Below are 20,522 nucleotides of genomic sequence, written 5' to 3' on the forward strand. Positions count from 1 at the left end.
AGGAAATGGCATTCTGGCTCTACAAGTCCGAACCCTTCAAGTGGTCCTGGCAGATGCAGAAGGACGCCGGCGAGGTGGGCACCGAATGGACGGGCGTGCGCAACTATCTCGCGCGCAACAACATGCGGGCCATGAAGATCGGCGACAAGGGCTTCTTCTACCACTCCAATGAGGGGCTCGATATCGTCGGCATCACCGAGGTCTGCGCGCTGTCGCATCCGGACACGACGGCCGGCGAGGATCCGCGCTGGGACTGCGTCGATATCCGCGCCGTGCGCGACATGCCCAAGCCCGTGTCGCTGAAGGACATCAAGGCCAACCCGAAGCTGTCCAACATGTCGCTCGTCACCTCCATGCGCCTTTCGGTGCAGCCGGTGACCGAGGAGGAGTGGATCGAGGTCTGCCGCATGGGCGGTCTCGACAACCCGCCGCGCTGAAGTCTTGAAGACCGACCCCGAAATCTTCATCCGGGACAATACCGGCGTGCTGGCCCCGCCGCATGTGCCGGAGGTCAAGCTTCGGTTGGCCACCGAAGCGCATGACCTGTGGCTGAAGACGGAGGAGGAGCTGGAAGCAATAGGCCTGCCGCCGCCCTTCTGGGCCTTTGCCTGGGCCGGCGGGCAGGGGCTTGCCCGCCATGTGCTCGATCATCGAGAGCTGGTCGCCGGCAAGTCCGTGCTGGATTTCGCCAGCGGCTCCGGCCTCGTCGGCATCGCGGCATGTCTGGCGGGCGCATCGGCGGTGCTTGCGGCGGATATCGACCCCTGGAGCGAGACGGCGATCCGGCTGAACGCCGCGCTCAACGATGTGTCGTTGAGCAATACGGTCGAGGACATGGTTGGTCGCGATGACGGCTGGGACGTGGTGCTGGCCGGCGACGTTTTTTACGATCGCGGCTTTGCTGACGTCCTGATCCCGTGGTTCTCAAGGCTTGCGGCGCGTGGTGCTACGGTGCTCGTCGGCGATCCCGGCCGCGCCTATTGCCCGCGCGAGCGCATGGAAGCGCTCGCGACCTATTCGGTGCCGGTGACGCGGGCGCTTGAGGACAGCGAGGTCAAGAAGACCACTGTCTGGCGGTTCAAGGCCATTCCGGCAGCTGGCTGAAACTGCCTTGCGTTCAGGATTTCCGGATCAAAAATTGGGCCGGATGACGCAGACGCCCATTTCCCAGGAGCAGTCGTTCTGCCCCGGCACGACCTGGATGACTTTCGGTCCGCCACGGCTGTAGCGCGGCGCGTCGATCACGTCGCCGAAATAATCGTCGTTGTCGATGTAGAAGTAGGTGCCGTTGCCCCGGTCGCGATAGGCGGTGATCGCCCCGCCGTAGAAGTCGCCGCCACGCCAGCCGCGATGCTCGCGGCGACGCTCGGAATAGCGCGAGCCGCGGTCCTCGCGGTCACGATGCCGCCAGGCTTCGCGGTGATGGCGCTCACGGTCGCGTCGCGTGATGGTGCGGGCTTCGATATTGGGTTCGGACCAGCCGAAGCCGTCCCTGTTGCCGCCGGCATGGGCGGCCGTCATGCCGCTCGTTGCAAGGGCGATCGCCAGTCCTAGAACTTTGGTCGCATGGGACGCTGAAAACAGAGTCATTCTGTCCTGCCTTCCGATAAACGCTTAACAAATCGTTAACGCCAAGATGGGGCAGGGGGCGGCGAAAGTCACGGATTTCCCTGCGAATTTTGCCGATATCGTTAATGCGGGAAAAGCGTCCTGAAATGGTGCAAACCCTGTCCGCTTCTTAATCGATTAAATTCATTTTGCACTGCAATGAGGCTTGTGGTTCCGCTTTCTGGTGAGTAAGTGTCGCAATCACTGCATTGTGCACAACATACTGCAATTCCGGAGAAAATTTGTCCAGTTTTTGGCTCTCCGGGGTTCCGTGAGGTTCAGATGGCGAATGTCACTCGAAGCCGGCCGCTCTCGCCGCATCTCCAAGTCTATAAACCGATCCCGACGATGGTCATGTCCATCGTGCACCGCATCACCGGTGCGGCGCTGTATTTCGGCACCGTGCTGGTCGCTTTCTGGCTGATCGCGGCCGCCTCGGGCGAGGCGTCCTTCGAATGGGCCAGCTGGCTCTTCGGTTCGCTGATCGGCCGCCTCGTGCTGTTCGGCTACACTTGGGCGCTGATGCACCATATGCTCGGCGGCCTTCGCCACTTCATGTGGGACATGGGCCGCGGCTACGAAAAGCACTTCAACACCAAACTCGCCATCGCAACCCCGATCGTCTCCGTCGCCCTGACGGTGCTGATCTGGATCGTCGGCTATCTGGTCCGCTGAGGAAACATCCATGGACATGCGCACTCCCCTCGGCAAGGTTCGTGGTCTCGGCTCGGCAAAGGACGGCACGGAGCATTTCTGGCGCCAGCGCCTGACGGCCGTCGCCAACGTTCCGCTGATGCTGTTCTTCGTCGGCTTCCTCGTCCGCTACAACGGCGCTTCCTATGCGGAAGTCACCGCGGCCCTTTCGCACCCGATCGTCGCCGTTCTCATGGGACTCGTCGTCATCTCCGGCCTCATTCACATGAAGCTCGGCATGCAGGTCATCATCGAGGACTATGTGCATGCGGAAGGCGTGAAGATCGGCCTCCTCATGCTCAACACGTTCTTCGCGATCCTGGTCGGCGGGCTCTGTCTCTTCGCCGTCCTCAAAATCGCTTTCGCAGGATAATTCACCATGGCAGCGATCTCCTCCCCGGCGGCCAACGGCAAGGCCTATACCTATGTGGACCACTCCTTCGACGTGATCGTCGTCGGCGCCGGAGGTGCGGGTCTGCGCGCCACGCTCGGCATGGCCGAGCAGGGCCTCAAGACGGCCTGCATCACCAAGGTTTTCCCGACGCGTTCGCACACCGTCGCCGCCCAGGGCGGCATCGCGGCCTCGCTGCAGAACATGACGCCGGATAGCTGGCAGTGGCACCTCTACGACACCGTCAAGGGCTCCGACTGGCTCGGCGACGTCGACGCCATGCAGTATCTCGCCATGGAAGCGCCGAAGGCGGTCTATGAGCTGGAGCATTACGGCGTGCCCTTCTCGCGCAATGCGGAAGGCAAGATTTACCAGCGCCCGTTCGGCGGCCACATGCAGAACTACGGCGAGGGGCCGCCGGTGCAGCGCACCTGTGCCGCCGCCGACCGTACCGGCCACGCCATCCTGCACACGCTCTATGGCCAGTCGCTGCGCAACAATGCGGAATTCTTCATCGAATATTTCGCGCTCGACCTGATCATGTCGGCCGATGGCCGCTGCACCGGTGTCGTCGCCTGGAACCTCGATGACGGCACGATCCATCGCTTCGCCGCCAAGATGGTGGTGCTGGCGACCGGCGGCTACGGCCGCGCCTATTTCTCGGCGACCTCCGCCCACACCTGCACCGGTGACGGCGGCGGCATGATCGCCCGCGCCGGCCTGCCGCTGCAGGACATGGAATTCGTGCAGTTCCATCCGACGGGCATCTACGGCGCCGGCTGCCTCATCACCGAGGGTGCCCGCGGCGAAGGCGGCTATCTGGTCAATTCCGAGGGCGAGCGCTTTATGGAGCGTTATGCACCGTCGGCGAAGGACCTCGCGTCCCGCGACGTCGTCTCGCGCTGCATGACGATGGAAATCCGCGAAGGCCGCGGCGTCGGCAAGAACAAGGACCACATCTTCCTGCATCTCGACCATCTCGATCCGGCCGTTCTGCACGAGCGCCTGCCGGGCATTTCCGAGAGCGCCAAGATTTTTGCCGGCGTCGACGTAACGCGCGAGCCGATCCCGGTCCTGCCGACCGTGCATTACAACATGGGCGGCATTCCGACGAACTACTGGGGCGAAGTGCTGAACGCCGACAGCCAGAACCCGGAGCGCATCGCGCCCGGCCTGATGGCCGTGGGCGAAGCCGGCTGCGCCTCGGTGCACGGCGCAAACCGCCTCGGTTCGAACTCGCTGATCGACCTCGTGGTCTTCGGCCGCGCCGCCGCCATCCGCGCCGGCCAGGTGATCGACCGCGTCGGCCCGATCCCGGCGCTCGATATCGCCGCCTGCGACAAGATCATGGACCGCTTCGATCGCCTGCGGAACGCCAATGGCGGCACGCCGACGGCCATCCTGCGCGACAAGATGCAGCGCACCATGCAGGACGACGCGGCCGTGTTTCGCACCCAGGAATCGCTCGAAAGCGGCTGCAAGCGCATGACCGCGATCTGGAAGGAACTGCCCGACATCAAGGTCACCGACCGTTCGATGGTCTGGAACTCCGACCTCGTCGAGACGCTGGAACTGGAAAACCTGATGGCCAACGCCATCACGACCGTCTACGGCGCCGAGGCCCGCAAGGAAAGCCGCGGCTCGCATGCCCGCGAGGACTATGTCGATGGCCCCTTCGCCGGCCGCGACGACGTCAACTGGCGCAAGCACACGCTTGCCTGGGTGAACGAGGCGGGCGACGTCAAGCTCGACTATCGCCCGGTGCATACCGACCTCATCGCCGACGGGATCGATCCCCAGAAGATCGCGCCCAAGGCGCGCGTTTACTGATATCGAGGAGAACAGGACATGGTTGAACTCGCTCTCCCGAAGAACTCGCAGATGACCGAAGGCAAGGTCTGGCCGAAGCCGGCCGGCGCCACGAACACCCGCGAATTCCGCATCTACCGCTGGAACCCGGATGACGGAAAGAACCCGTCGGTCGATACGTTCTACATCGATGTCGACGATTGCGGCCCGATGGTGCTGGATGCGCTGCTCTACATCAAGAACAAGATCGACCCGACGCTGACGTTGCGCCGCTCCTGCCGCGAAGGCATCTGCGGTTCCTGCGCCATGAACATCGACGGCACCAACACGCTCGCCTGCACCAAGGGCATGGACGAGGTGAAGGGCACGGTGAAGGTCTATCCGCTGCCGCATATGCCCGTGGTGAAGGACCTCGTTCCGGATTTGACCAACTTCTACGCCCAGCACCGCTCGATCGAGCCCTGGCTGAAGACGGTGTCGCCGACGCCGGCCAAGGAATGGAAGCAGAGCCATGAGGACCGCCTCAAGCTCGACGGTCTCTACGAGTGCATCCTGTGCGCCTGCTGCTCGACCTCCTGTCCGAGCTATTGGTGGAACGGCGACCGTTATCTCGGCCCGGCCGTGCTGCTGCAGGCCTATCGCTGGCTGATCGACAGCCGCGACGAAGCCACGGGTGAGCGCCTCGACAACCTCGAGGATCCTTTCCGTCTCTATCGCTGCCACACGATCATGAACTGCGCCCAGGCCTGCCCGAAGGGCCTCAATCCGGCCAAGGCGATCGGTGAAATCAAGAAGATGCTGGTCGAGCGCCGTCTCTGACCTACATATGCGACAGTCACGAAACGTGAGGAGGCGGCTCGAACAATCGGGCCGTTTCGTCTTGATTCGTGCGGGCGATTCACGTTAATTCGGCGGGAAATGCTGCGGGGCAGCAGTATCGGGCAGATATCGGGAGTTTCGACATGCGGGTTGTACATGTAGCAGGCGGACTGATGATGGCGCTTGCTCTGGCGGGTTGCCAGCGGACCGCGTCGATGGACAGCGTCAATACGCAGCAGAACATCCAGCCGCTGGAAGCGCAGCCGATCGGTACTGTTTCTTCGAGCCAGCTGCCGGATCCGACGACCGATACATCCGGTCAGTTCCCCGACAAGCCGACGACCGATACGGCGATGGCGACGGGCACCGGCGTTGCCGGTGATGCGGCTGCGGCCGCTGCGGGCCTCGAGGTCAAGAAGGAAGGGATGGTCGGCAATTGGAAGGTCGCCAACGGCGCGTCCTCCTGCGATATGTTCCTGACGCTGACCAATCTCGGCAGCGGTTCGCGCGGCGGCACGCGCGGCTGCGCGGGCGAGCTGACGGCGATGGGTTCCTGGGAAGTCGCCGGCAAGCAGGTCGTGCTGAAGGATCGCAACGGCAGCCCGATCGCGCGTCTCTACAAGACGGCCGACACCCAGTTCCGCGGTACGACCAATTCGGGCCAGCCCGTCAGCCTCTCGCGCTGATCCGCATTCTCAGACGATACGGATAAAAGCCGTCCATGGGCAAGAACTGGGACAGCGGGTCGACGCATCCGGACACCGGCGTCTCGGATAGGCTGCAGGCCCTTGTCGCCAGTGGAGAGCTGAAATCGGACCCCGCGCAAAAGGCGATGGCCGCGCGCTTCGACCGCCTGCTCCAGGATCTCCATGCGCAGCGTCCGGCGCGCAAATCGAGCGCGCTCGGCTGGCTCTTTGCCTCCCGCAAACCCGAGACCGTCAGTGCACCCAAGGGCCTCTACCTCTATGGCGGCGTCGGGCGCGGCAAGACCATGCTGATGGACATGTTCTTCGAGTTGGCGCGCGTGAAGCGCAAGCGGCGGGCGCATTTCCATGAATTCATGGCCGATGTGCACGACCGCATCCATAAGCACCGCCAGAAGCTAAAGGCCGGCGAGACCAAGCAGGCCGATCCCGTGCCGCCGGTCGCCGAAAGCCTCGTCGCGGAAGCCCGGCTTCTCTGCTTCGACGAGTTTTCCGTGACCGATATCGCCGATGCGATGATCCTGTCGCGGCTCTTCAACGAACTGTTCCAGCGCGGCTGCATTCTCGTGGCGACCTCGAATGTCGAGCCCGACAATCTCTACAAGGATGGCCTCAATCGCGGCCTCTTCCTGCCCTTCGTCGATCTGCTCAAGCAGTATGTCGAGATCGTTCCACTGGATTCGCTGACGGACTACCGCATGGAGAAGGACAGCGGCCTGCCGGTCTTCCGCCATCCGCTGGGTGACGAGGCCGATAGGGCGATGAATGCGGCCTGGCTGCGCGAGACGTCGGATAAGGCTGTCGCGCCTTCGACCATCGCTTTCCGGGGGCGTACCATAAACGTGCCGCAGGCCGCGGGGCGTGTTGCACGCTTCTCTTTCGCCGATCTCTGCGAGAAGCCGCTCGCTGCGGCCGACTATCTCGAAATCCTGGCGCATTACGACACGCTGTTCGTCGATCACATTCCGCTGCTGGGCGCCGAAAAGCGCAACGAGACCAAGCGCTTCATCAATCTCGTCGATACGATCTACGATCATCGTGCGCGGCTGTTCGCCTCGGCAGAAGCGGCCCCCGAAAACCTGCTCGTCACCCGCAAGGGCACGGAGGGCTTCGAATTCGACCGCACGGTGTCGCGTCTGATCGAAATCCGCAGCACGGAATATCTGGCAGATCACAATACCAGATACGGGACTTGATGCGGCTCCTTTACAGCAGAGACGTGACGAAAGCGTGACGGTAATTCTTACGTTTACGTAAGAATTTTTGCATCTAACCGATTGAAAAACTTCAGTCTAAAAGTATGTGTTGAAATTTTAACCTGGGAAGCGTAAGCCCTTGCGCCGAAAGGTCCTGCAATTGCGACATTGAGGACCTGTTGATCGGAGCAAAGGAAGCTTTCATGGCCCGCAAGAAGATCGCACTTATTGGTTCTGGCATGATCGGTGGCACGCTGGCGCATCTCGCCGGCCTGAAGGAGCTGGGCGACATCGTCCTCTTCGACATTGCCGACGGTATCCCGCAGGGCAAGGGTCTCGATATCGCCCAGTCCTCGCCGGTCGAAGGCTTCAACGCCTCGCTGACGGGTGCCAGCGACTATGCCGCGATCGAAGGTGCGGATGTCTGCATCGTCACCGCCGGTGTTGCCCGCAAGCCCGGCATGAGCCGCGACGACCTGCTCGGCATCAACCTCAAGGTCATGGAACAGGTCGGCGCCGGCATCAAGAAGTACGCGCCGAACGCCTTCGTCATCTGCATCACCAACCCGCTCGACGCGATGGTCTGGGCGCTGCAGAAGTTCTCGGGCCTGCCGAAGAACATGGTCGTCGGCATGGCCGGCGTGCTGGACTCGGCCCGCTTCCGCCTCTTCCTTTCCGAAGAATTCAAGGTTTCCGTCCAGGACGTCACCGCCTTCGTTCTCGGCGGCCATGGCGACACGATGGTGCCGCTCGCCCGCTACTCGACCGTCGGCGGCATCCCGCTGACCGATCTCGTCAAGATGGGCTGGGTCACCAAGGAACGCCTGGAAGAAATCATCCAGCGCACCCGTGACGGCGGCGCCGAAATCGTCGGCCTGCTCAAGACCGGCTCGGCCTACTATGCGCCGGCCGCTTCGGCGATCGAAATGGCTGAGTCCTACCTCAAGGACAAGAAGCGTGTTCTGCCCTGCGCCGCCTACCTTTCCGGCCAGTACGGCGTGAAGGACATGTATGTCGGCGTGCCCACCATCATCGGTGAAGGCGGCGTTGAGCGCATCATCGAGGTCGAATTCAACAAGGCCGAACAGGAAGCCTTCGAGAAGTCGGTCGCGGCGGTCGCCGGCCTTTGCGAAGCCTGCATCAACATCGCGCCTTCGCTGAAGTAATCCCGCTTTCCAGACAGGATTTTCCCCATGAACATTCATGAATATCAGGCCAAGGCTCTTCTGAAGAGCTTCGGCGCGCCGGTCGCCGAAGGTGTGGCGATCTTCTCCGCCGACGAGGCTGAAGCGGCTGCGAAGTCGCTGCCCGGCCCGCTCTACGTCGTCAAGAGCCAGATCCACGCTGGTGGTCGCGGCAAGGGCAAGTTCAAGGAACTCGGCCCCGACGCCAAGGGCGGCGTTCGCCTCGCCTTCTCGATCGAGGAAGCCAAGGCGCACGCCAAGGACATGCTCGGCAACACGCTCGTCACGGCCCAGACCGGCGAAGCCGGCAAGCAGGTGAACCGCCTCTATATCGAGGACGGCGCCGACATCGACCGCGAACTCTATCTCTCGCTGCTCGTCGACCGCTCCGTCGGCCAGGTTGCCTTCGTCGTTTCGACGGAAGGCGGCATGGACATCGAAGCCGTTGCGCATGACACGCCGGAAAAGATCCTCACCGTCGCGATCAACCCGGAAGCCGGCGTCACCGCCGACGATCTCGCCAAGCTTACTTCGGCCCTGAAGCTCGAAGGCGAAGCCAAGGCCGACGCCGAAAAGCTCTTTCCGATCCTCTACAAGGCCTTTGTCGAGAAGGACATGAGCCTGCTCGAGATCAACCCGCTGATCGTCATGAAGAACGGCCGCGTGCGCGTTCTCGATGCCAAGGTCTCGTTCGACGGCAACGCGCTGTTCCGCCACGACGACATCAAGGCGCTGCGCGACGAGACCGAAGAAGACGCCAAGGAAATCGAGGCTTCCAAGTGGGACCTCGCTTACGTAGCGCTCGACGGCAATATCGGCTGCATGGTCAACGGTGCCGGCCTTGCCATGGCGACGATGGACATCATCAAGCTTTACGGCAAGGAGCCGGCGAACTTCTGCGACGTCGGCGGCGGCGCCGGCAAGGAGAAGGTCGCGGCGGCCTTCAAGATCATCACGGCCGACCCGAAGGTCGAGGGCATCCTCGTCAACATCTTCGGTGGCATCATGAAGTGCGACGTCATCGCTGAAGGCGTCGTCGCAGCCGTGCAGGAAGTGGGCCTCAAGGTTCCGCTGGTCGTTCGTCTCGAAGGCACGAATGTCGAACTTGGCAAGAAAATCCTGAACGAATCGGGCCTGGCGATCACCGCCGCCGACGATCTGGACGATGCTGCCAAGAAGATCGTCGCCGCGATCAACGGCTAACGGAAGGACCAGACCTCATGTCGATTCTCGTCAACAAGAACACCAAGGTCCTCGTTCAGGGCCTGACCGGCAAGACCGGGACCTTCCACACCGAACAGGCGCTCGCCTATTACGGCACGCAGATGGTCGGCGGCATCCACCCGAAGAAGGGCGGCGAAACCTGGACCGGCTCGAAGGGCGAAAGCTTGCCGATCTTCGCCTCCGTTGCCGAAGGCCGCGAAAAGACCGGTGCGGACGCATCCGTGATCTACGTTCCGCCGGCAGGCGCCGCGGACGCCATCATCGAGGCGATCGAAGCGGAAATCCCGTTCATCACCTGCATCACCGAAGGCATCCCGGTTGCCGACATGGTGCGCGTCAAGGCCCGCCTCGACCGCTCCAAGTCGCGCCTGCTGGGCCCGAACTGCCCTGGCATCCTGACGCCGGAAGAATGCAAGATCGGCATCATGCCGGGCTCGATCTTCCGCAAGGGCTCGGTCGGTATCGTCTCGCGCTCCGGCACGCTGACCTATGAAGCCGTGTTCCAGACCTCCAATGAGGGCCTCGGCCAGACGACGGCTGTCGGCATCGGCGGCGACCCGGTCAAGGGCACCGAATTCATCGACGTGCTCGAGATGTTCCTGGCCGACGACGCCACGACCTCGATCATCATGATCGGCGAAATCGGCGGTTCGGCCGAAGAAGATGCGGCGCAGTTCCTCATCGACGAAGCCAAGAAGGGCCGCAAGAAGCCGATGGCCGGCTTCATCGCGGGCCGTACGGCTCCGAAGGGCCGCACCATGGGCCACGCCGGCGCTGTCGTTTCGGGCGGCAAGGGTGACGCGGAATCCAAGATCGCGGCGATGGAGGCGGCGGGCATCCGCGTTTCGCCTTCGCCGGCCCGTCTCGGCAAGACCCTCGTCGAAGTCCTCAAGGGCTGAGACACGACACTGGATGGGCCGGCATTTCTGCCGGCCGATCCGTCTCTCCCGTCGCCGAGCGGACAGGCTGGCGGCGGGCGGCAAACCGGGGAGAGCCCGGTCAACACGATCGTTCGGGAGGCGGGCGCGGCGCCCGCAAGAAACCATGGCACGGCAAGACGCCAACGAACAATTCCTGGCCACCTCCTTCCTTGACGGAGCGAATGCGGCCTATATCGAACAGCTCTACGCCCAGTACGAGGCCAATCCCGCCTCGGTCGGCGAAGAATGGCAGGCCTTCTTCAAGGCCCTGGAAGACCAGCCCTCCGATATCGTGAAGGCGGCCAAGGGCGCCTCCTGGCAGCGCGCCAACTGGCCGATACCAGCCAATGGCGAACTCGTCTCGGCGCTCGACGGCAACTGGGGCGTCGTCGAGAAGGTACTTGAGAAGAAGGTGCAGGCAAAGGCCGAGGCCGTTGCCGCCAAGACCGGCGCGCCGGTCAACCAGGCCGACGTCAACCAGGCGACCCGCGATTCGGTGCGCGCCATCATGATGATCCGCGCCTACCGCGCGCGTGGCCACCTGCACGCCAAGCTCGACCCGCTCGGCATTGCCGCACCCGTCGAGGACTATCACGAGCTTTCGCCCTCGAACTACGGTTTCGAGGACAAGGATCTCGACCGCAAGATCTTCATCGACAACGTGCTCGGCCTCGAATACGCGACCGTGCGCGAAATGGTCGAAATCCTCGAGCGCACCTATTGCTCGACGATCGGCGTCGAATTCATGCACATCTCCAACCCGGAAGAGAAGGGCTGGATCCAGGAGCGCATCGAAGGCCCGGACAAGGGCGTCGACTTCACGCCCGAGGGCAAGAAGGCGATCCTGCAGAAGCTGATCGAGGCGGAAGGCTTCGAGCAGTTTATCGACGTCAAGTACAAGGGCACCAAGCGCTTCGGCCTCGACGGCGGTGAATCGCTGATCCCGGCGCTGGAACAGATCATCAAGCGCGGCGGCCAGCTGGGCTTGAAGGAAATCGTGCTCGGCATGGCCCATCGCGGCCGCCTCAACGTCTTGACGAACGTGATGGCCAAGCCGCACCGCGCCGTCTTCCACGAGTTCAAGGGCGGCTCGTACGCGCCTGATGAAGTGGAAGGCTCCGGCGACGTGAAGTATCACCTCGGCGCCTCCTCGGACCGCGAGTTCGACGGCAACAAGGTGCACCTGTCGCTGACGGCCAACCCGTCGCATCTCGAAATCGTCAATCCTGTCGTCATGGGCAAGGCCCGCGCCAAGCAGGACCAGATGGCGAAGGTCTTCGAGGGCGACATCATTCCGCTGTCCGAGCGGGCCCAAGTCATGCCGCTGCTGCTGCATGGTGATGCGGCCTTTGCCGGCCAGGGTGTCACGGCTGAAATCCTCGGCCTTTCGGGCCTGCGCGGCCATCGCGTCGCCGGCACGGTGCATGTCATCATCAACAACCAGATCGGCTTCACCACGAACCCGGCCTTCTCGCGCTCCTCGCCCTATCCCTCCGACGTGGCCAAGATGATCGAGGCGCCGATCTTCCACATTAACGGCGACGATCCGGAGGCGGTGGTCTACGCCGCGAAGATCGCCACCGAATTCCGCATGAAGTTCCACAAGCCTGTCGTCATCGACATGTTCTGCTACCGCCGCTTCGGCCATAACGAAGGCGACGAACCGGCGTTCACGCAGCCGAAGATGTACAAGGCGATCCGCGCCCACAAGACCGTGGTCAACCTCTATGCGTCGCGCCTCATCGCCGAAGGCGTCATCTCGGAAGGCGAATTCGAGAAGATGAAGGCCGACTGGCGCGCCAATCTCGAAACGGAATTCGAGATCGGCCAGTCCTACAAGCCGAACAAGGCCGACTGGCTGGACGGTGTCTGGTCGGGCCTGCGCTCGGCCGACAACCAGGATGAACAGCGCCGCGGCAAGACCTCGGTGCCGATGAAGCAGCTCAAGGAAATCGGCCGCAAGATCGCGACGATCCCGGAAGGTTTCCGCGCCCACAAGACCATCCAGCGGTTTATGGACAACCGCATGCAGATGGTCGAGACGGGCGAGGGCATCGACTGGGCGATGGGCGAAGCGCTCGCTTTCGGCACGCTCTGCGTCGAGGGCACCAAGATTCGCCTGTCCGGCCAGGATTGCGAACGCGGCACCTTCTCGCAGCGCCACTCGGTTCTCTACGATCAGGAAACCGAGGACCGCTACATCCCGCTCGCCAACCTCTCGCCGACCCAGGCCCGCTACGAGGTCATCAACTCGATGCTCTCGGAAGAGGCGGTCCTCGGCTTCGAATACGGCTATTCGCTGGCCCGTCCGAACGCGCTCACCCTTTGGGAAGCCCAGTTCGGCGACTTCGCCAACGGTGCGCAGGTCGTCTTCGACCAGTTCATCTCGTCGGGCGAGCGCAAGTGGCTGCGCATGTCGGGCCTCGTCTGCCTTCTGCCGCATGGCTATGAGGGGCAGGGTCCGGAGCACTCGTCGGCCCGCCTGGAGCGCTGGCTGCAGATGTGCGCCGAAGACAACATGCAGGTCGCCAACGTCACGACGCCGGCGAACTACTTCCACATCCTGCGTCGTCAGGTGAAGCGCGACTTCCGCAAGCCGCTGATCATGATGACGCCGAAGTCGCTGCTGCGCCACAAGCGTGCGGTCTCCTCGCTGTCGGAAATGGCCGGCGAAAGCTCGTTCCACCGCCTGCTGTGGGACGATGCCGAAGTGATCAAGGACGGTCCGATCAAGCTCCAGAAGGATGCCAAGATCCGCCGCGTCGTCATGTGTTCGGGCAAGGTCTATTTCGACCTGCTGGAAGAGCGTGAAAAGCGCGGCATCGACGATGTCTACCTGCTGCGTCTGGAACAGCTCTATCCGTTCCCGGCCAAGGCGCTGATCAACGAGCTCTCGCGCTTCCGCAACGCCGAGATGGTGTGGTGCCAGGAAGAGCCCAAGAACATGGGTGCCTGGGCGTTCATCGACCCCTATCTAGAATGGGTGCTCGCCCATATCGACGCCAAGTACCAGCGCGTGCGCTACACCGGCCGTCCCGCCGCCGCATCGCCGGCGACGGGCCTGATGTCGAAGCACCTCGCGCAGCTCGCCGCCTTCCTCGAGGACGCGCTGGGCGGTTGATCCGCCCGGTTTGCCTGACAACACGACACGAACGAACGGAACACACTCATGGCTACCGAAATCCGCGTCCCGACTCTGGGCGAATCCGTCAGCGAAGCCACCGTCGGCACCTGGTTCAAGAAGGTCGGCGACGTCATCAAGGCTGACGAGCCGCTCTGTGAGCTCGAAACCGACAAGGTGACGATCGAAGTGCCGGCACCCGCCTCCGGCGTGCTCTCGGAAATCACGGCGAATGCCGGTGATACCGTCGCCCCGGGGGGCCTGCTCGGCCAGATCTCCGAAGGCGCCTCCGCCGGTGCGGCCGCTCCTGCCGCTGCCGAAAAGGCCGTCGCCGCTGCTCCGGTGGCTGAAGCCAAGCCTGCCGCTTCCGCCGCCATGCCGGCCGCGCCGGCTGCCGCCAAGCTGCTTGCCGAAAACAACCTCTCGGCCGATCAGGTCGACGGTTCGGGCAAGCGCGGTCAGGTGCTGAAGGGCGATGTCATCGCCGCCGTTGCCAAGGGCATCGCGGCCTCGACGCCGGCCCAAGCCGCCGAGCCGGTCAAGGTCGTTGCCCGCGCCGCCTCGTCGGAAGCCGATGCACCGCGCGAAGAGCGCGTGAAGATGACGCGCCTGCGCCAGACGATCGCCAAGCGCCTCAAGGACGCGCAGAACACCGCCGCCATGCTCACCACCTATAACGAGGTGGACATGTCGGCCGTGATGGATCTGCGCAACCGCTACAAGGACCTGTTCGAGAAGAAGCACGGCGTGAAGCTCGGCTTCATGGGCTTCTTCACCAAGGCCGTGACGCATGCGCTGAAGGAAATCCCGGCCGTCAACGCCGAGATCGACGGCACGGATATCATCTACAAGAACTACTGCCACATCGGTGTCGCCGTCGGCACGGACAAGGGCCTTGTCGTTCCCGTCGTACGCGACGCCGACCAGATGTCGATCGCCGAAATCGAGAAGGATATCGGCCGCCTCGGCAAGCTCGCCCGTGACGGCGCGCTGTCCATGGCCGACATGCAGGGCGGCACGTTCACCATCTCGAACGGCGGCGTCTATGGTTCGCTGATGTCCTCGCCGATCCTGAACGCCCCGCAGTCCGGCATTCTCGGCATGCACAAGATCCAGGAGCGCCCGGTTGTCGTCGGCGGCCAGATCGTCATCCGCCCGATGATGTATCTCGCGCTCTCCTACGACCACCGCATGGTCGACGGCAAGGAAGCCGTGACCTTCCTCGTGCGCGTCAAGGACAGTCTGGAAGATCCGGAACGTCTGGTCCTCGATCTCTGATCGTCAACGGGTCTCAGGCCGTCCCGATCCACGGGGCGGCCTTTTACCGAACCAAAGCCAAGAAGCGCAATCGCCATGGACGTGTTCTCCCTTTCCGCCTCTCCCTTCCTGCCGATGGTCGGCTGGAGTGCCGTGCTGCTGATCGTCCATGTCCTGTTGCAGGCCTTCACGACGAGCGCAGAAGCATCGAAGACGCTGGGCGCATCGTGGAATCCCGGACCGCGCGACGTGGGCTTTTCGCCTTCCGGCAAGGTTGCCGGCCGTGCGGCGCGGGCATCCGCCAATTTCCGGGAGACCTATCCGGCCTTCGTCGCGCTTGCATTGGCGCTGGTGCTGAAGGGGGATGCTTCGGGCTGGGGGATCACCGGCGCGTGGTTGTGGTTTGCCTGCCGCGTCGCCTACATTCCGCTTTACCTGGCCGGCGTCGCCTATGTCCGCTCGCTGGCATGGGTGCTGTCGATGATCGGCCTTGCCATGATGCTGGTGGCGCTGGTCTTTTGACGGCCGTTCGCGCCTGAAAACGGAGACGATGCGATGCATTCCTATCTGATCGAACTCGCCTCGCTGATGGCGATCTTTGCCTTCGCCATCGTCTCGCCGGGCGCCGACCTCGCCATGGTCATGCGCCAGTCGCTGGTGCAGGGCCGCCGCGCCGCCGTGATCACGTCCTTCGGCATCGGTGCGGCGCTGATGGTGCATGTCAGCTACACGATCCTCGGCCTCGGCCTCATCATTTCCCAGTCGATCTACCTCTTCAACATCGTGAAGTGGTGCGGCGTCGCCTATCTCGTCTATATCGGCATCAAGGCGCTGCGTGCGGGCAAGGCGGACCTTTCCGCCGAGGCCGTGAAGGCCGGCGGTGAGGCGAAGGTGGAGCAGTCGGCGCTCAGGGCCTTCGGCCTCGGCTTCCTCGCCAATGCGCTGAACCCCAAGGCGGTATTCTTCTTCCTGTCGATCTTCTCGACGGTCGTCAGCGCCCACACGCCGATCGCCATCAAGTTCGGCTATGGCCTCGTCATGGCGACCTGCCTCATCGCCTGGTTCGTCGGCGTCTCGCTCTTCATGACGACACCGCGCATGCGGGCGGCGTTTTCCCGTGCCAGCCAGTGGATCGACCGCACCAGCGGCTTCGTCTTCATCGCGCTCGGCATCAAGCTCGCGACGGAAAAGGCCCACTGAGCCATGCGCGGCGCCCTCGTCCTGACCGGTCTGCTTGCCGCGACCGCTGCTTCCGCGGCGGAGTGCCGGCAGGACCGTGCGATCTATGCGGATCGCGACGGGGGGTATGAGCTGACCTTTGAGCCCGTCGGTTCGGATGCCGCCGCGACGAGCCATCATTTCAAGCTGAAGGTTCTGGCAAGCGGCGTGGTGCTGGACGGCATCGTCATGCCCGGCGATCCCGCCCGCTCGAATGGCATGATCATGCACAATTGCCCCGAGGGTGACGTGACCGGCGAGGAAATCGCCGCCTGCACCATCTGGGAAGGCGTGATCTACGCGTTCGACGTGGCTGAGGATGCCAACCTCGTGCCCGATCAGGGCGCCAAGGCGGCGCAAAGCCTGCTGTTGTCGGGCTTCGGCCCGTCGTTGCGCTATTCGGCGCTGTGGGATCAGGGCAAGGCGAAGCTCGTGCCGCAGGATGTCTTCCGGCGGAAGGGATGCACGGCATGAAGGAAGCGCCCGTTCTCCTCGTCACCGGCGGCAGCCGGGGCATCGGCGCCAGCGTCTGCCGCATGGCGGGTGCGGCTGGCTGGCAGGTCGCGGTGAACTATGTCGCCAATCTGGACGCGGCCGAGACTGTCGTCGCGGAGATCCATGCGGCCGGTGGGTCGGCGATCCCGGTTCAGGGCGATGTGGGCAGCGAGCTCGGCCTCGCCAATATCTTCTCCACCATCGACGGCACCTTCGGCCGGCTCGACGGTCTTGTGAACAATGCCGGCATCGTCGCGACGCCGCAGCGCGTCGACGAGATGTCGTCCGAGCGGTTGGAGCGGATGTTCGCCGTCAATGTCATGGGCTCGATCCGCTGCGCGCAGGAGGCCGTGCGCCGCATGTCGACGCGGCATGGCGGCACCGGTGGTTCGATCGTCAATCTTTCGTCCGTTGCCGCGCAATTGGGTGCGGCCGGGCAATATGTCGATTATGCCGCCAGCAAGGGCGCCATCGAGAGCTTTACCGTTGGTCTCGCCCGTGAAGTCGCGGCGGAGGGCGTGCGCGTCAATCTCGTGCGCCCCGGCATCATCGATACGGAAATCCACGCCTCCGGCGGCCTCCCAGATCGTGCGCGCGACATGGCGTCGCTCATCCCGATGCAGCGGCCGGGTACGGCCGATGAAGTCGCGCAATCCATTCTCTATCTTCTCTCCGACGCGGCATCCTATGTGACGGGTGCCGCCCTCAACGTCAGCGGCGGCCGCTAGGCCCCGCGCAGGAAGGACTTGTCATGGCATATGATCTCATCGTTATCGGTTCCGGCCCCGGCGGCTACGTTTGCGCCATCAAGGCGGCCCAGCTCGGCCTGAAGGTCGCGGTCGTCGAAAAGCGCACCACCTATGGCGGCACCTGCCTCAATGTCGGCTGCATCCCCTCCAAGGCGCTGCTGCATGCGTCGGAGACCTACAGCCACGCCGCCCATGGCATGGATGCGCTCGGCATCGAGGGCGTGAAGCCCACGCTGAACCTCGCCAAGATGATGGCGCACAAGGATGCGACAGTGAAGTCGAATGTCGACGGCGTCGCCTTCCTGTTCAAGAAGAACAAGATCGACGGCATCCAGGGCACCGGCAAGGTGCTCGGCGCGGGCAAGGTCTCCGTCACAAATGACAAGGGTGAGGAGCAGGTCCTTGACACGAAGAACATCGTGATCGCCACTGGTTCCGACGTCGCCGGCATTCCGGGCGTCCCCGTCGAGATCGATGAGAAGGTCATCGTCTCCTCGACGGGCGGCATCGCGCTCGACAAGGTGCCGGGCCATCTGGTCGTCGTCGGCGGCGGCGTCATCGGCCTCGAGCTCGGCTCGGTCTGGGCGCGCCTCGGCGCCAAGGTCACGGTCGTCGAATATCTCGACACCATCCTCGGCGGCATGGATGGCGACGTTTCCAAGCAATTCCAGCGCATGCTGGCCAAGCAGGGCATGGACTTCAAGCTCGGCGCCAAGGTGACGGGCGTCGAAAAATCCGGCTCCGGCGCCAAGGTGACCTTCGAGCCGGTCAAGGGCGGTGAGGCCACCACCATCGACGCCGATGTCGTGCTGATCGCCACCGGCCGCAAGCCCTACACCGAAGGCCTCGGCCTCAAGGAAGCCGGCGTTGCGCTCGACAACCGCGGCCGCGTCGAGATCGACAAGCACTTCCAGACCAATGTCCCCGGCATCTATGCGCTCGGTGACGTCGTGCGCGGCCCGATGCTCGCCCACAAGGCGGAAGACGAGGGTGTCGCCGTTGCTGAAATCCTCGCCGGCCAGGCCGGCCATGTGAATTACGATGTCATCCCCGGTGTCGTCTACACCCAGCCGGAAGTTGCCTCCGTCGGCAAGACAGAGGAAGAACTGAAGGCTGCAGGCATTGCCTACAAGGCCGGCAAGTTCCCCTTCACCGCCAACGGCCGCGCCCGCGCCATGCTGGCGACGGACGGCTTCGTGAAGGTTCTCGCCGACAAGGACACCGATCGTGTTCTCGGCGTGCACATCGTCGGCTTCGGCGCCGGCGAGATGATCCACGAGGCTGCGGTGCTGATGGAATTCGGGGGCTCCTCCGAAGACCTCGGCCGCACCTGCCACGCCCATCCGACCATGTCGGAAGCCGTCAAGGAAGCCGCACTCGCCACCTTCTTCAAACCGATCCATATGTGATCGGACGCCGAAGCGATTTCGCTTCGGCTGGGCATTCTCCAGGCGGCTGCGACAACCAGCCGCCTGTTTTCATTTGGCGAACCGGCGCAGCATGGAGACCACAAAGGATGGTTTCATGTCTCCGGTATCGCGACCCGTTTCCCTGCCGCACCCGCTGCTTCCCGCCGCCGACTGGGCGGACCGTTTCACGCTCGGCCTGCCGGTCGAGCACCTGACGGCGCGCGAGGCGGCGCGGATGGCGCTGGAGCATCCGCCGGGCTGGGTGCGCAGGCTGATGGTGCTGCGCAATGCCGTCGTGGCGCCCTTTGGGCTGAAGGGCGCGGCTGAGGAGGTGAAGACCTCCGAGACGGAGATCGGCGGTTTTCCGGTGGTGAGTGCGACCGATGAACGCGTCGTGCTCGGCTTCGACGATCGGCATCTCGATTTCCGCATTGTCATCGACGTGATGGCCGACCGGCCCACCGGCCAGACCTTGAGCGTGATGACGCTCGTCCATCGCAACAACCTGCTCGGCCGGCTCTATCTCGCCGCCGTCATGCCGTTTCACAAGTTGATCGTGCGCACCATGCTGTCCGGCATCGGCCGGCGGGCGCGGAAGCTCAATTCACCGCAGTAACGGTAAAGCCCTTCTTGCGCAGCAGTTCGACCACGCCCTCCGCACCGGCCAGATGCAGCGCGCCGACGGCCATGAAGACATTGCCTTCATCGAGGATCGGCGTCGCGCGGTCGGCCATGGTGTGGTTGCGATCGACGATGATGCGCTGTTCGAACTCGGCATAAGCGTCCGCGCCGTCGCCTTCGGGCGTGGCGGCGCGCATCATCGGCATGATCATGCCGGTATCGCCCGAGAGGTAGAGCTGGCTCATCGTCTCGATGACATCCTTCAGGCCGTCGCCGAGGTCCACCGTCTGCACGAGGCCCTTGATCTGCGGCTCGACGGCGAGCGAATCCAGCGCGGAAATCTGCTCGATCAGCGTTTCCAGTCCCTTCAGTGTCTTGCCGTCGGCGAGCGCGTCCTTGGCAAGTTTCTGGTCGAGGAAGGCTGCACCGGCGGTCTTGCGAGCGATTTCGCAGGCAGGCAGGGCGACGAAGCTCATCAGCATCCACGGCTTCATACGGCCGACGGCGGCAAGCGACAGGCCGCGGCCCTTCAGGCCCTTCTCCAGCTTTTCCTTTTCCTCGGGGTTAAGGAAATCGGTGATCGACTTGCCGTCGGTGAACATGATGAGATCGGGCCGGGCCATCATCGCGGCCCCCGCCTTCTTCTCGTCGGTGATCTCGTCGGATTCGACGATCACGGTCGCAGCCTTGTCATAGGCGGTGCGGGCGGCCTCCGGCATGGCGAGCACGCGCGGATCCGTCACATGCATGGTGCCGAGCAGCCAGGAGGCGGGCTTGCCGTCCTTCTCGACCTTCCAGAAGATCGCCTTGCCGTTCGGCGTGGCGTCGGCCTCGGCGCGCAGCTTGGCGTAGCCGGCCGGATCGTCTTTCTCGAATTTGGTCAACAGGTTGTTGCCGGTGCAGGTCGGCAGCTCCTCCGCCCGCGCCGGAGAAAGGCCGGAAAGCACGACGAGGAAGGAGAGGGCGATCAGCGCATGGATCGCGGCCATGAACCAGAGACCGGCATCGGCCAACCGGTCGGCAAGCAAAAGACGGCTCTTGTGAAGAAGGACTGTCATGGTCGAACTCCGTGTATTTTTCGCGGACCCTAGTCGCCTCATCCTC

At 63.6% G+C, this 20,522-nt stretch carries 21 protein-coding genes; 19 read left to right on the forward strand and 2 right to left on the reverse strand.

Features of this window, described 5'->3' with window-relative positions:
- Nucleotides 1-5: 5 nt before the first annotated feature.
- Both AC27VQ_RS20920 and AC27VQ_RS20925 read left to right on the forward strand, forming a co-directional pair.
- Nucleotides 6-437, forward strand: coding sequence for an EVE domain-containing protein (locus tag AC27VQ_RS20920; protein ID WP_488717807.1), 432 nt, complete (start codon nt 6-8; stop codon nt 435-437).
- Between the two features lie 4 nt (nt 438-441).
- Nucleotides 442-1,104: a class I SAM-dependent methyltransferase gene (locus tag AC27VQ_RS20925; RefSeq protein WP_488717808.1), complete on the forward strand. Its 663-nt coding sequence runs from the start codon at nt 442-444 to the stop codon at nt 1,102-1,104.
- A 27-nt stretch (nt 1,105-1,131) separates the two neighbouring features.
- Here the strand turns inward: AC27VQ_RS20925 and AC27VQ_RS20930 are convergent, their stop codons facing one another.
- Entirely contained in the window at nt 1,132-1,590 is a 459-nt protein-coding gene (locus AC27VQ_RS20930) for a hypothetical protein (protein ID WP_488717809.1), read from the reverse strand.
- 300 nt (nt 1,591-1,890) lie between these two features.
- Here AC27VQ_RS20930 and sdhC point away from each other — a divergent pair, with 300 nt between their 5' ends.
- The 17 genes from sdhC to AC27VQ_RS21015 all read left to right on the forward strand — a co-directional run bounded on the left by sdhC (nt 1,891) and on the right by AC27VQ_RS21015 (nt 19,413).
- On the forward strand, nt 1,891-2,283 hold the full coding sequence (gene sdhC, locus AC27VQ_RS20935; protein WP_421594651.1) for a succinate dehydrogenase, cytochrome b556 subunit: 393 nt from the start codon (nt 1,891-1,893) through the stop codon (nt 2,281-2,283).
- Between the two features lie 10 nt (nt 2,284-2,293).
- Nucleotides 2,294-2,674, forward strand: coding sequence for a succinate dehydrogenase, hydrophobic membrane anchor protein (sdhD, locus tag AC27VQ_RS20940; RefSeq protein ID WP_313527927.1), 381 nt, complete (start codon nt 2,294-2,296; stop codon nt 2,672-2,674).
- A gap of 6 nt (nt 2,675-2,680) precedes the next feature.
- Nucleotides 2,681-4,522, forward strand: a complete 1,842-nt coding sequence (gene sdhA, locus AC27VQ_RS20945) for a succinate dehydrogenase flavoprotein subunit (RefSeq protein ID WP_488717810.1) — start codon at nt 2,681-2,683, stop codon at nt 4,520-4,522.
- Between the two features lie 18 nt (nt 4,523-4,540).
- Nucleotides 4,541-5,320, forward strand: coding sequence for a succinate dehydrogenase iron-sulfur subunit (locus AC27VQ_RS20950; protein ID WP_313527923.1), 780 nt, complete (start codon nt 4,541-4,543; stop codon nt 5,318-5,320).
- 143 nt (nt 5,321-5,463) lie between these two features.
- Nucleotides 5,464-6,006, forward strand: a complete 543-nt coding sequence (locus AC27VQ_RS20955; protein WP_488717811.1) for a protease inhibitor Inh/omp19 family protein — start codon at nt 5,464-5,466, stop codon at nt 6,004-6,006.
- Nucleotides 6,007-6,041: 35 nt separating this feature from the next.
- Nucleotides 6,042-7,220, forward strand: a complete 1,179-nt coding sequence (gene zapE, locus AC27VQ_RS20960; RefSeq protein ID WP_488717812.1) for a cell division protein ZapE — start codon at nt 6,042-6,044, stop codon at nt 7,218-7,220.
- Between the two features lie 203 nt (nt 7,221-7,423).
- Nucleotides 7,424-8,386: a malate dehydrogenase gene (mdh, locus tag AC27VQ_RS20965; RefSeq protein WP_117371244.1), complete on the forward strand. Its 963-nt coding sequence runs from the start codon at nt 7,424-7,426 to the stop codon at nt 8,384-8,386.
- 27 nt (nt 8,387-8,413) lie between these two features.
- Nucleotides 8,414-9,607, forward strand: a complete 1,194-nt coding sequence (sucC, locus tag AC27VQ_RS20970; protein WP_313527915.1) for an ADP-forming succinate--CoA ligase subunit beta — start codon at nt 8,414-8,416, stop codon at nt 9,605-9,607.
- 17 nt (nt 9,608-9,624) lie between these two features.
- Entirely contained in the window at nt 9,625-10,527 is a 903-nt protein-coding gene (gene sucD, locus AC27VQ_RS20975) for a succinate--CoA ligase subunit alpha (protein WP_298106038.1), read from the forward strand.
- Nucleotides 10,528-10,672: 145 nt separating this feature from the next.
- Nucleotides 10,673-13,669 (forward strand): 2-oxoglutarate dehydrogenase E1 component, encoded by a 2,997-nt coding sequence (locus AC27VQ_RS20980; protein WP_488717813.1) that lies wholly within the window; start codon nt 10,673-10,675, stop codon nt 13,667-13,669.
- A gap of 48 nt (nt 13,670-13,717) precedes the next feature.
- On the forward strand, nt 13,718-14,947 hold the full coding sequence (gene odhB, locus AC27VQ_RS20985) for a 2-oxoglutarate dehydrogenase complex dihydrolipoyllysine-residue succinyltransferase (RefSeq protein WP_488717814.1): 1,230 nt from the start codon (nt 13,718-13,720) through the stop codon (nt 14,945-14,947).
- 75 nt (nt 14,948-15,022) lie between these two features.
- Entirely contained in the window at nt 15,023-15,448 is a 426-nt protein-coding gene (locus AC27VQ_RS20990) for an MAPEG family protein (protein ID WP_488717815.1), read from the forward strand.
- Nucleotides 15,449-15,481: 33 nt separating this feature from the next.
- Nucleotides 15,482-16,126: a LysE family translocator gene (locus tag AC27VQ_RS20995; RefSeq protein ID WP_488717816.1), complete on the forward strand. Its 645-nt coding sequence runs from the start codon at nt 15,482-15,484 to the stop codon at nt 16,124-16,126.
- A gap of 3 nt (nt 16,127-16,129) precedes the next feature.
- Nucleotides 16,130-16,618: a hypothetical protein gene (locus tag AC27VQ_RS21000; protein ID WP_488717817.1), complete on the forward strand. Its 489-nt coding sequence runs from the start codon at nt 16,130-16,132 to the stop codon at nt 16,616-16,618.
- Complete coding sequence (locus AC27VQ_RS21005; RefSeq protein WP_488717818.1) at nt 16,615-17,367, forward strand: SDR family oxidoreductase; 753 nt, start codon at nt 16,615-16,617, stop codon at nt 17,365-17,367. The genes AC27VQ_RS21000 and AC27VQ_RS21005 overlap by 4 nt, the downstream gene beginning before the upstream one ends.
- Nucleotides 17,368-17,390: 23 nt before the next feature.
- A complete protein-coding gene (gene lpdA / locus AC27VQ_RS21010) occupies nt 17,391-18,797 on the forward strand; it encodes a dihydrolipoyl dehydrogenase (RefSeq protein WP_488717819.1) in 1,407 nt (468 codons plus the stop codon).
- A 115-nt stretch (nt 18,798-18,912) separates the two neighbouring features.
- Entirely contained in the window at nt 18,913-19,413 is a 501-nt protein-coding gene (locus tag AC27VQ_RS21015) for a DUF2867 domain-containing protein (RefSeq protein WP_488717820.1), read from the forward strand.
- On the opposite strand, the gene AC27VQ_RS21020 is transcribed toward AC27VQ_RS21015, so the two are convergent.
- On the reverse strand, nt 19,397-20,476 hold the full coding sequence (locus tag AC27VQ_RS21020; protein ID WP_488717821.1) for a TraB/GumN family protein: 1,080 nt from the start codon (nt 20,474-20,476) through the stop codon (nt 19,397-19,399). The two genes, AC27VQ_RS21015 and AC27VQ_RS21020, sit on opposite strands and share 17 nt — an antisense overlap.
- Nucleotides 20,477-20,522: the final 46 nt, after the last annotated feature.

This window comes from Shinella sp. 20P9.1.1 (assembly GCF_057798995.1).

Coding starts and splice junctions, on each gene's coding strand:
- AC27VQ_RS20920 (WP_488717807.1), top strand. CDS start 6: ATGGCATTCTGGCTCTACAAGTCCGAACCCTTCAAGTGGTCCTGGCAG.
- AC27VQ_RS20930 (WP_488717809.1), bottom strand. CDS start 1,590: ATGACTCTGTTTTCAGCGTCCCATGCGACCAAAGTTCTAGGACTGGCG.
- sdhC (WP_421594651.1), top strand. CDS start 1,891: ATGGCGAATGTCACTCGAAGCCGGCCGCTCTCGCCGCATCTCCAAGTC.
- sdhD (WP_313527927.1), top strand. CDS start 2,294: ATGGACATGCGCACTCCCCTCGGCAAGGTTCGTGGTCTCGGCTCGGCA.
- sdhA (WP_488717810.1), top strand. CDS start 2,681: ATGGCAGCGATCTCCTCCCCGGCGGCCAACGGCAAGGCCTATACCTAT.
- AC27VQ_RS20950 (WP_313527923.1), top strand. CDS start 4,541: ATGGTTGAACTCGCTCTCCCGAAGAACTCGCAGATGACCGAAGGCAAG.
- AC27VQ_RS20955 (WP_488717811.1), top strand. CDS start 5,464: ATGCGGGTTGTACATGTAGCAGGCGGACTGATGATGGCGCTTGCTCTG.
- zapE (WP_488717812.1), top strand. CDS start 6,042: ATGGGCAAGAACTGGGACAGCGGGTCGACGCATCCGGACACCGGCGTC.
- mdh (WP_117371244.1), top strand. CDS start 7,424: ATGGCCCGCAAGAAGATCGCACTTATTGGTTCTGGCATGATCGGTGGC.
- sucC (WP_313527915.1), top strand. CDS start 8,414: ATGAACATTCATGAATATCAGGCCAAGGCTCTTCTGAAGAGCTTCGGC.
- sucD (WP_298106038.1), top strand. CDS start 9,625: ATGTCGATTCTCGTCAACAAGAACACCAAGGTCCTCGTTCAGGGCCTG.
- AC27VQ_RS20980 (WP_488717813.1), top strand. CDS start 10,673: ATGGCACGGCAAGACGCCAACGAACAATTCCTGGCCACCTCCTTCCTT.
- odhB (WP_488717814.1), top strand. CDS start 13,718: ATGGCTACCGAAATCCGCGTCCCGACTCTGGGCGAATCCGTCAGCGAA.
- AC27VQ_RS20990 (WP_488717815.1), top strand. CDS start 15,023: ATGGACGTGTTCTCCCTTTCCGCCTCTCCCTTCCTGCCGATGGTCGGC.
- AC27VQ_RS20995 (WP_488717816.1), top strand. CDS start 15,482: ATGCATTCCTATCTGATCGAACTCGCCTCGCTGATGGCGATCTTTGCC.
- AC27VQ_RS21000 (WP_488717817.1), top strand. CDS start 16,130: ATGCGCGGCGCCCTCGTCCTGACCGGTCTGCTTGCCGCGACCGCTGCT.
- AC27VQ_RS21005 (WP_488717818.1), top strand. CDS start 16,615: ATGAAGGAAGCGCCCGTTCTCCTCGTCACCGGCGGCAGCCGGGGCATC.
- lpdA (WP_488717819.1), top strand. CDS start 17,391: ATGGCATATGATCTCATCGTTATCGGTTCCGGCCCCGGCGGCTACGTT.
- AC27VQ_RS21015 (WP_488717820.1), top strand. CDS start 18,913: ATGTCTCCGGTATCGCGACCCGTTTCCCTGCCGCACCCGCTGCTTCCC.
- AC27VQ_RS21020 (WP_488717821.1), bottom strand. CDS start 20,476: ATGACAGTCCTTCTTCACAAGAGCCGTCTTTTGCTTGCCGACCGGTTG.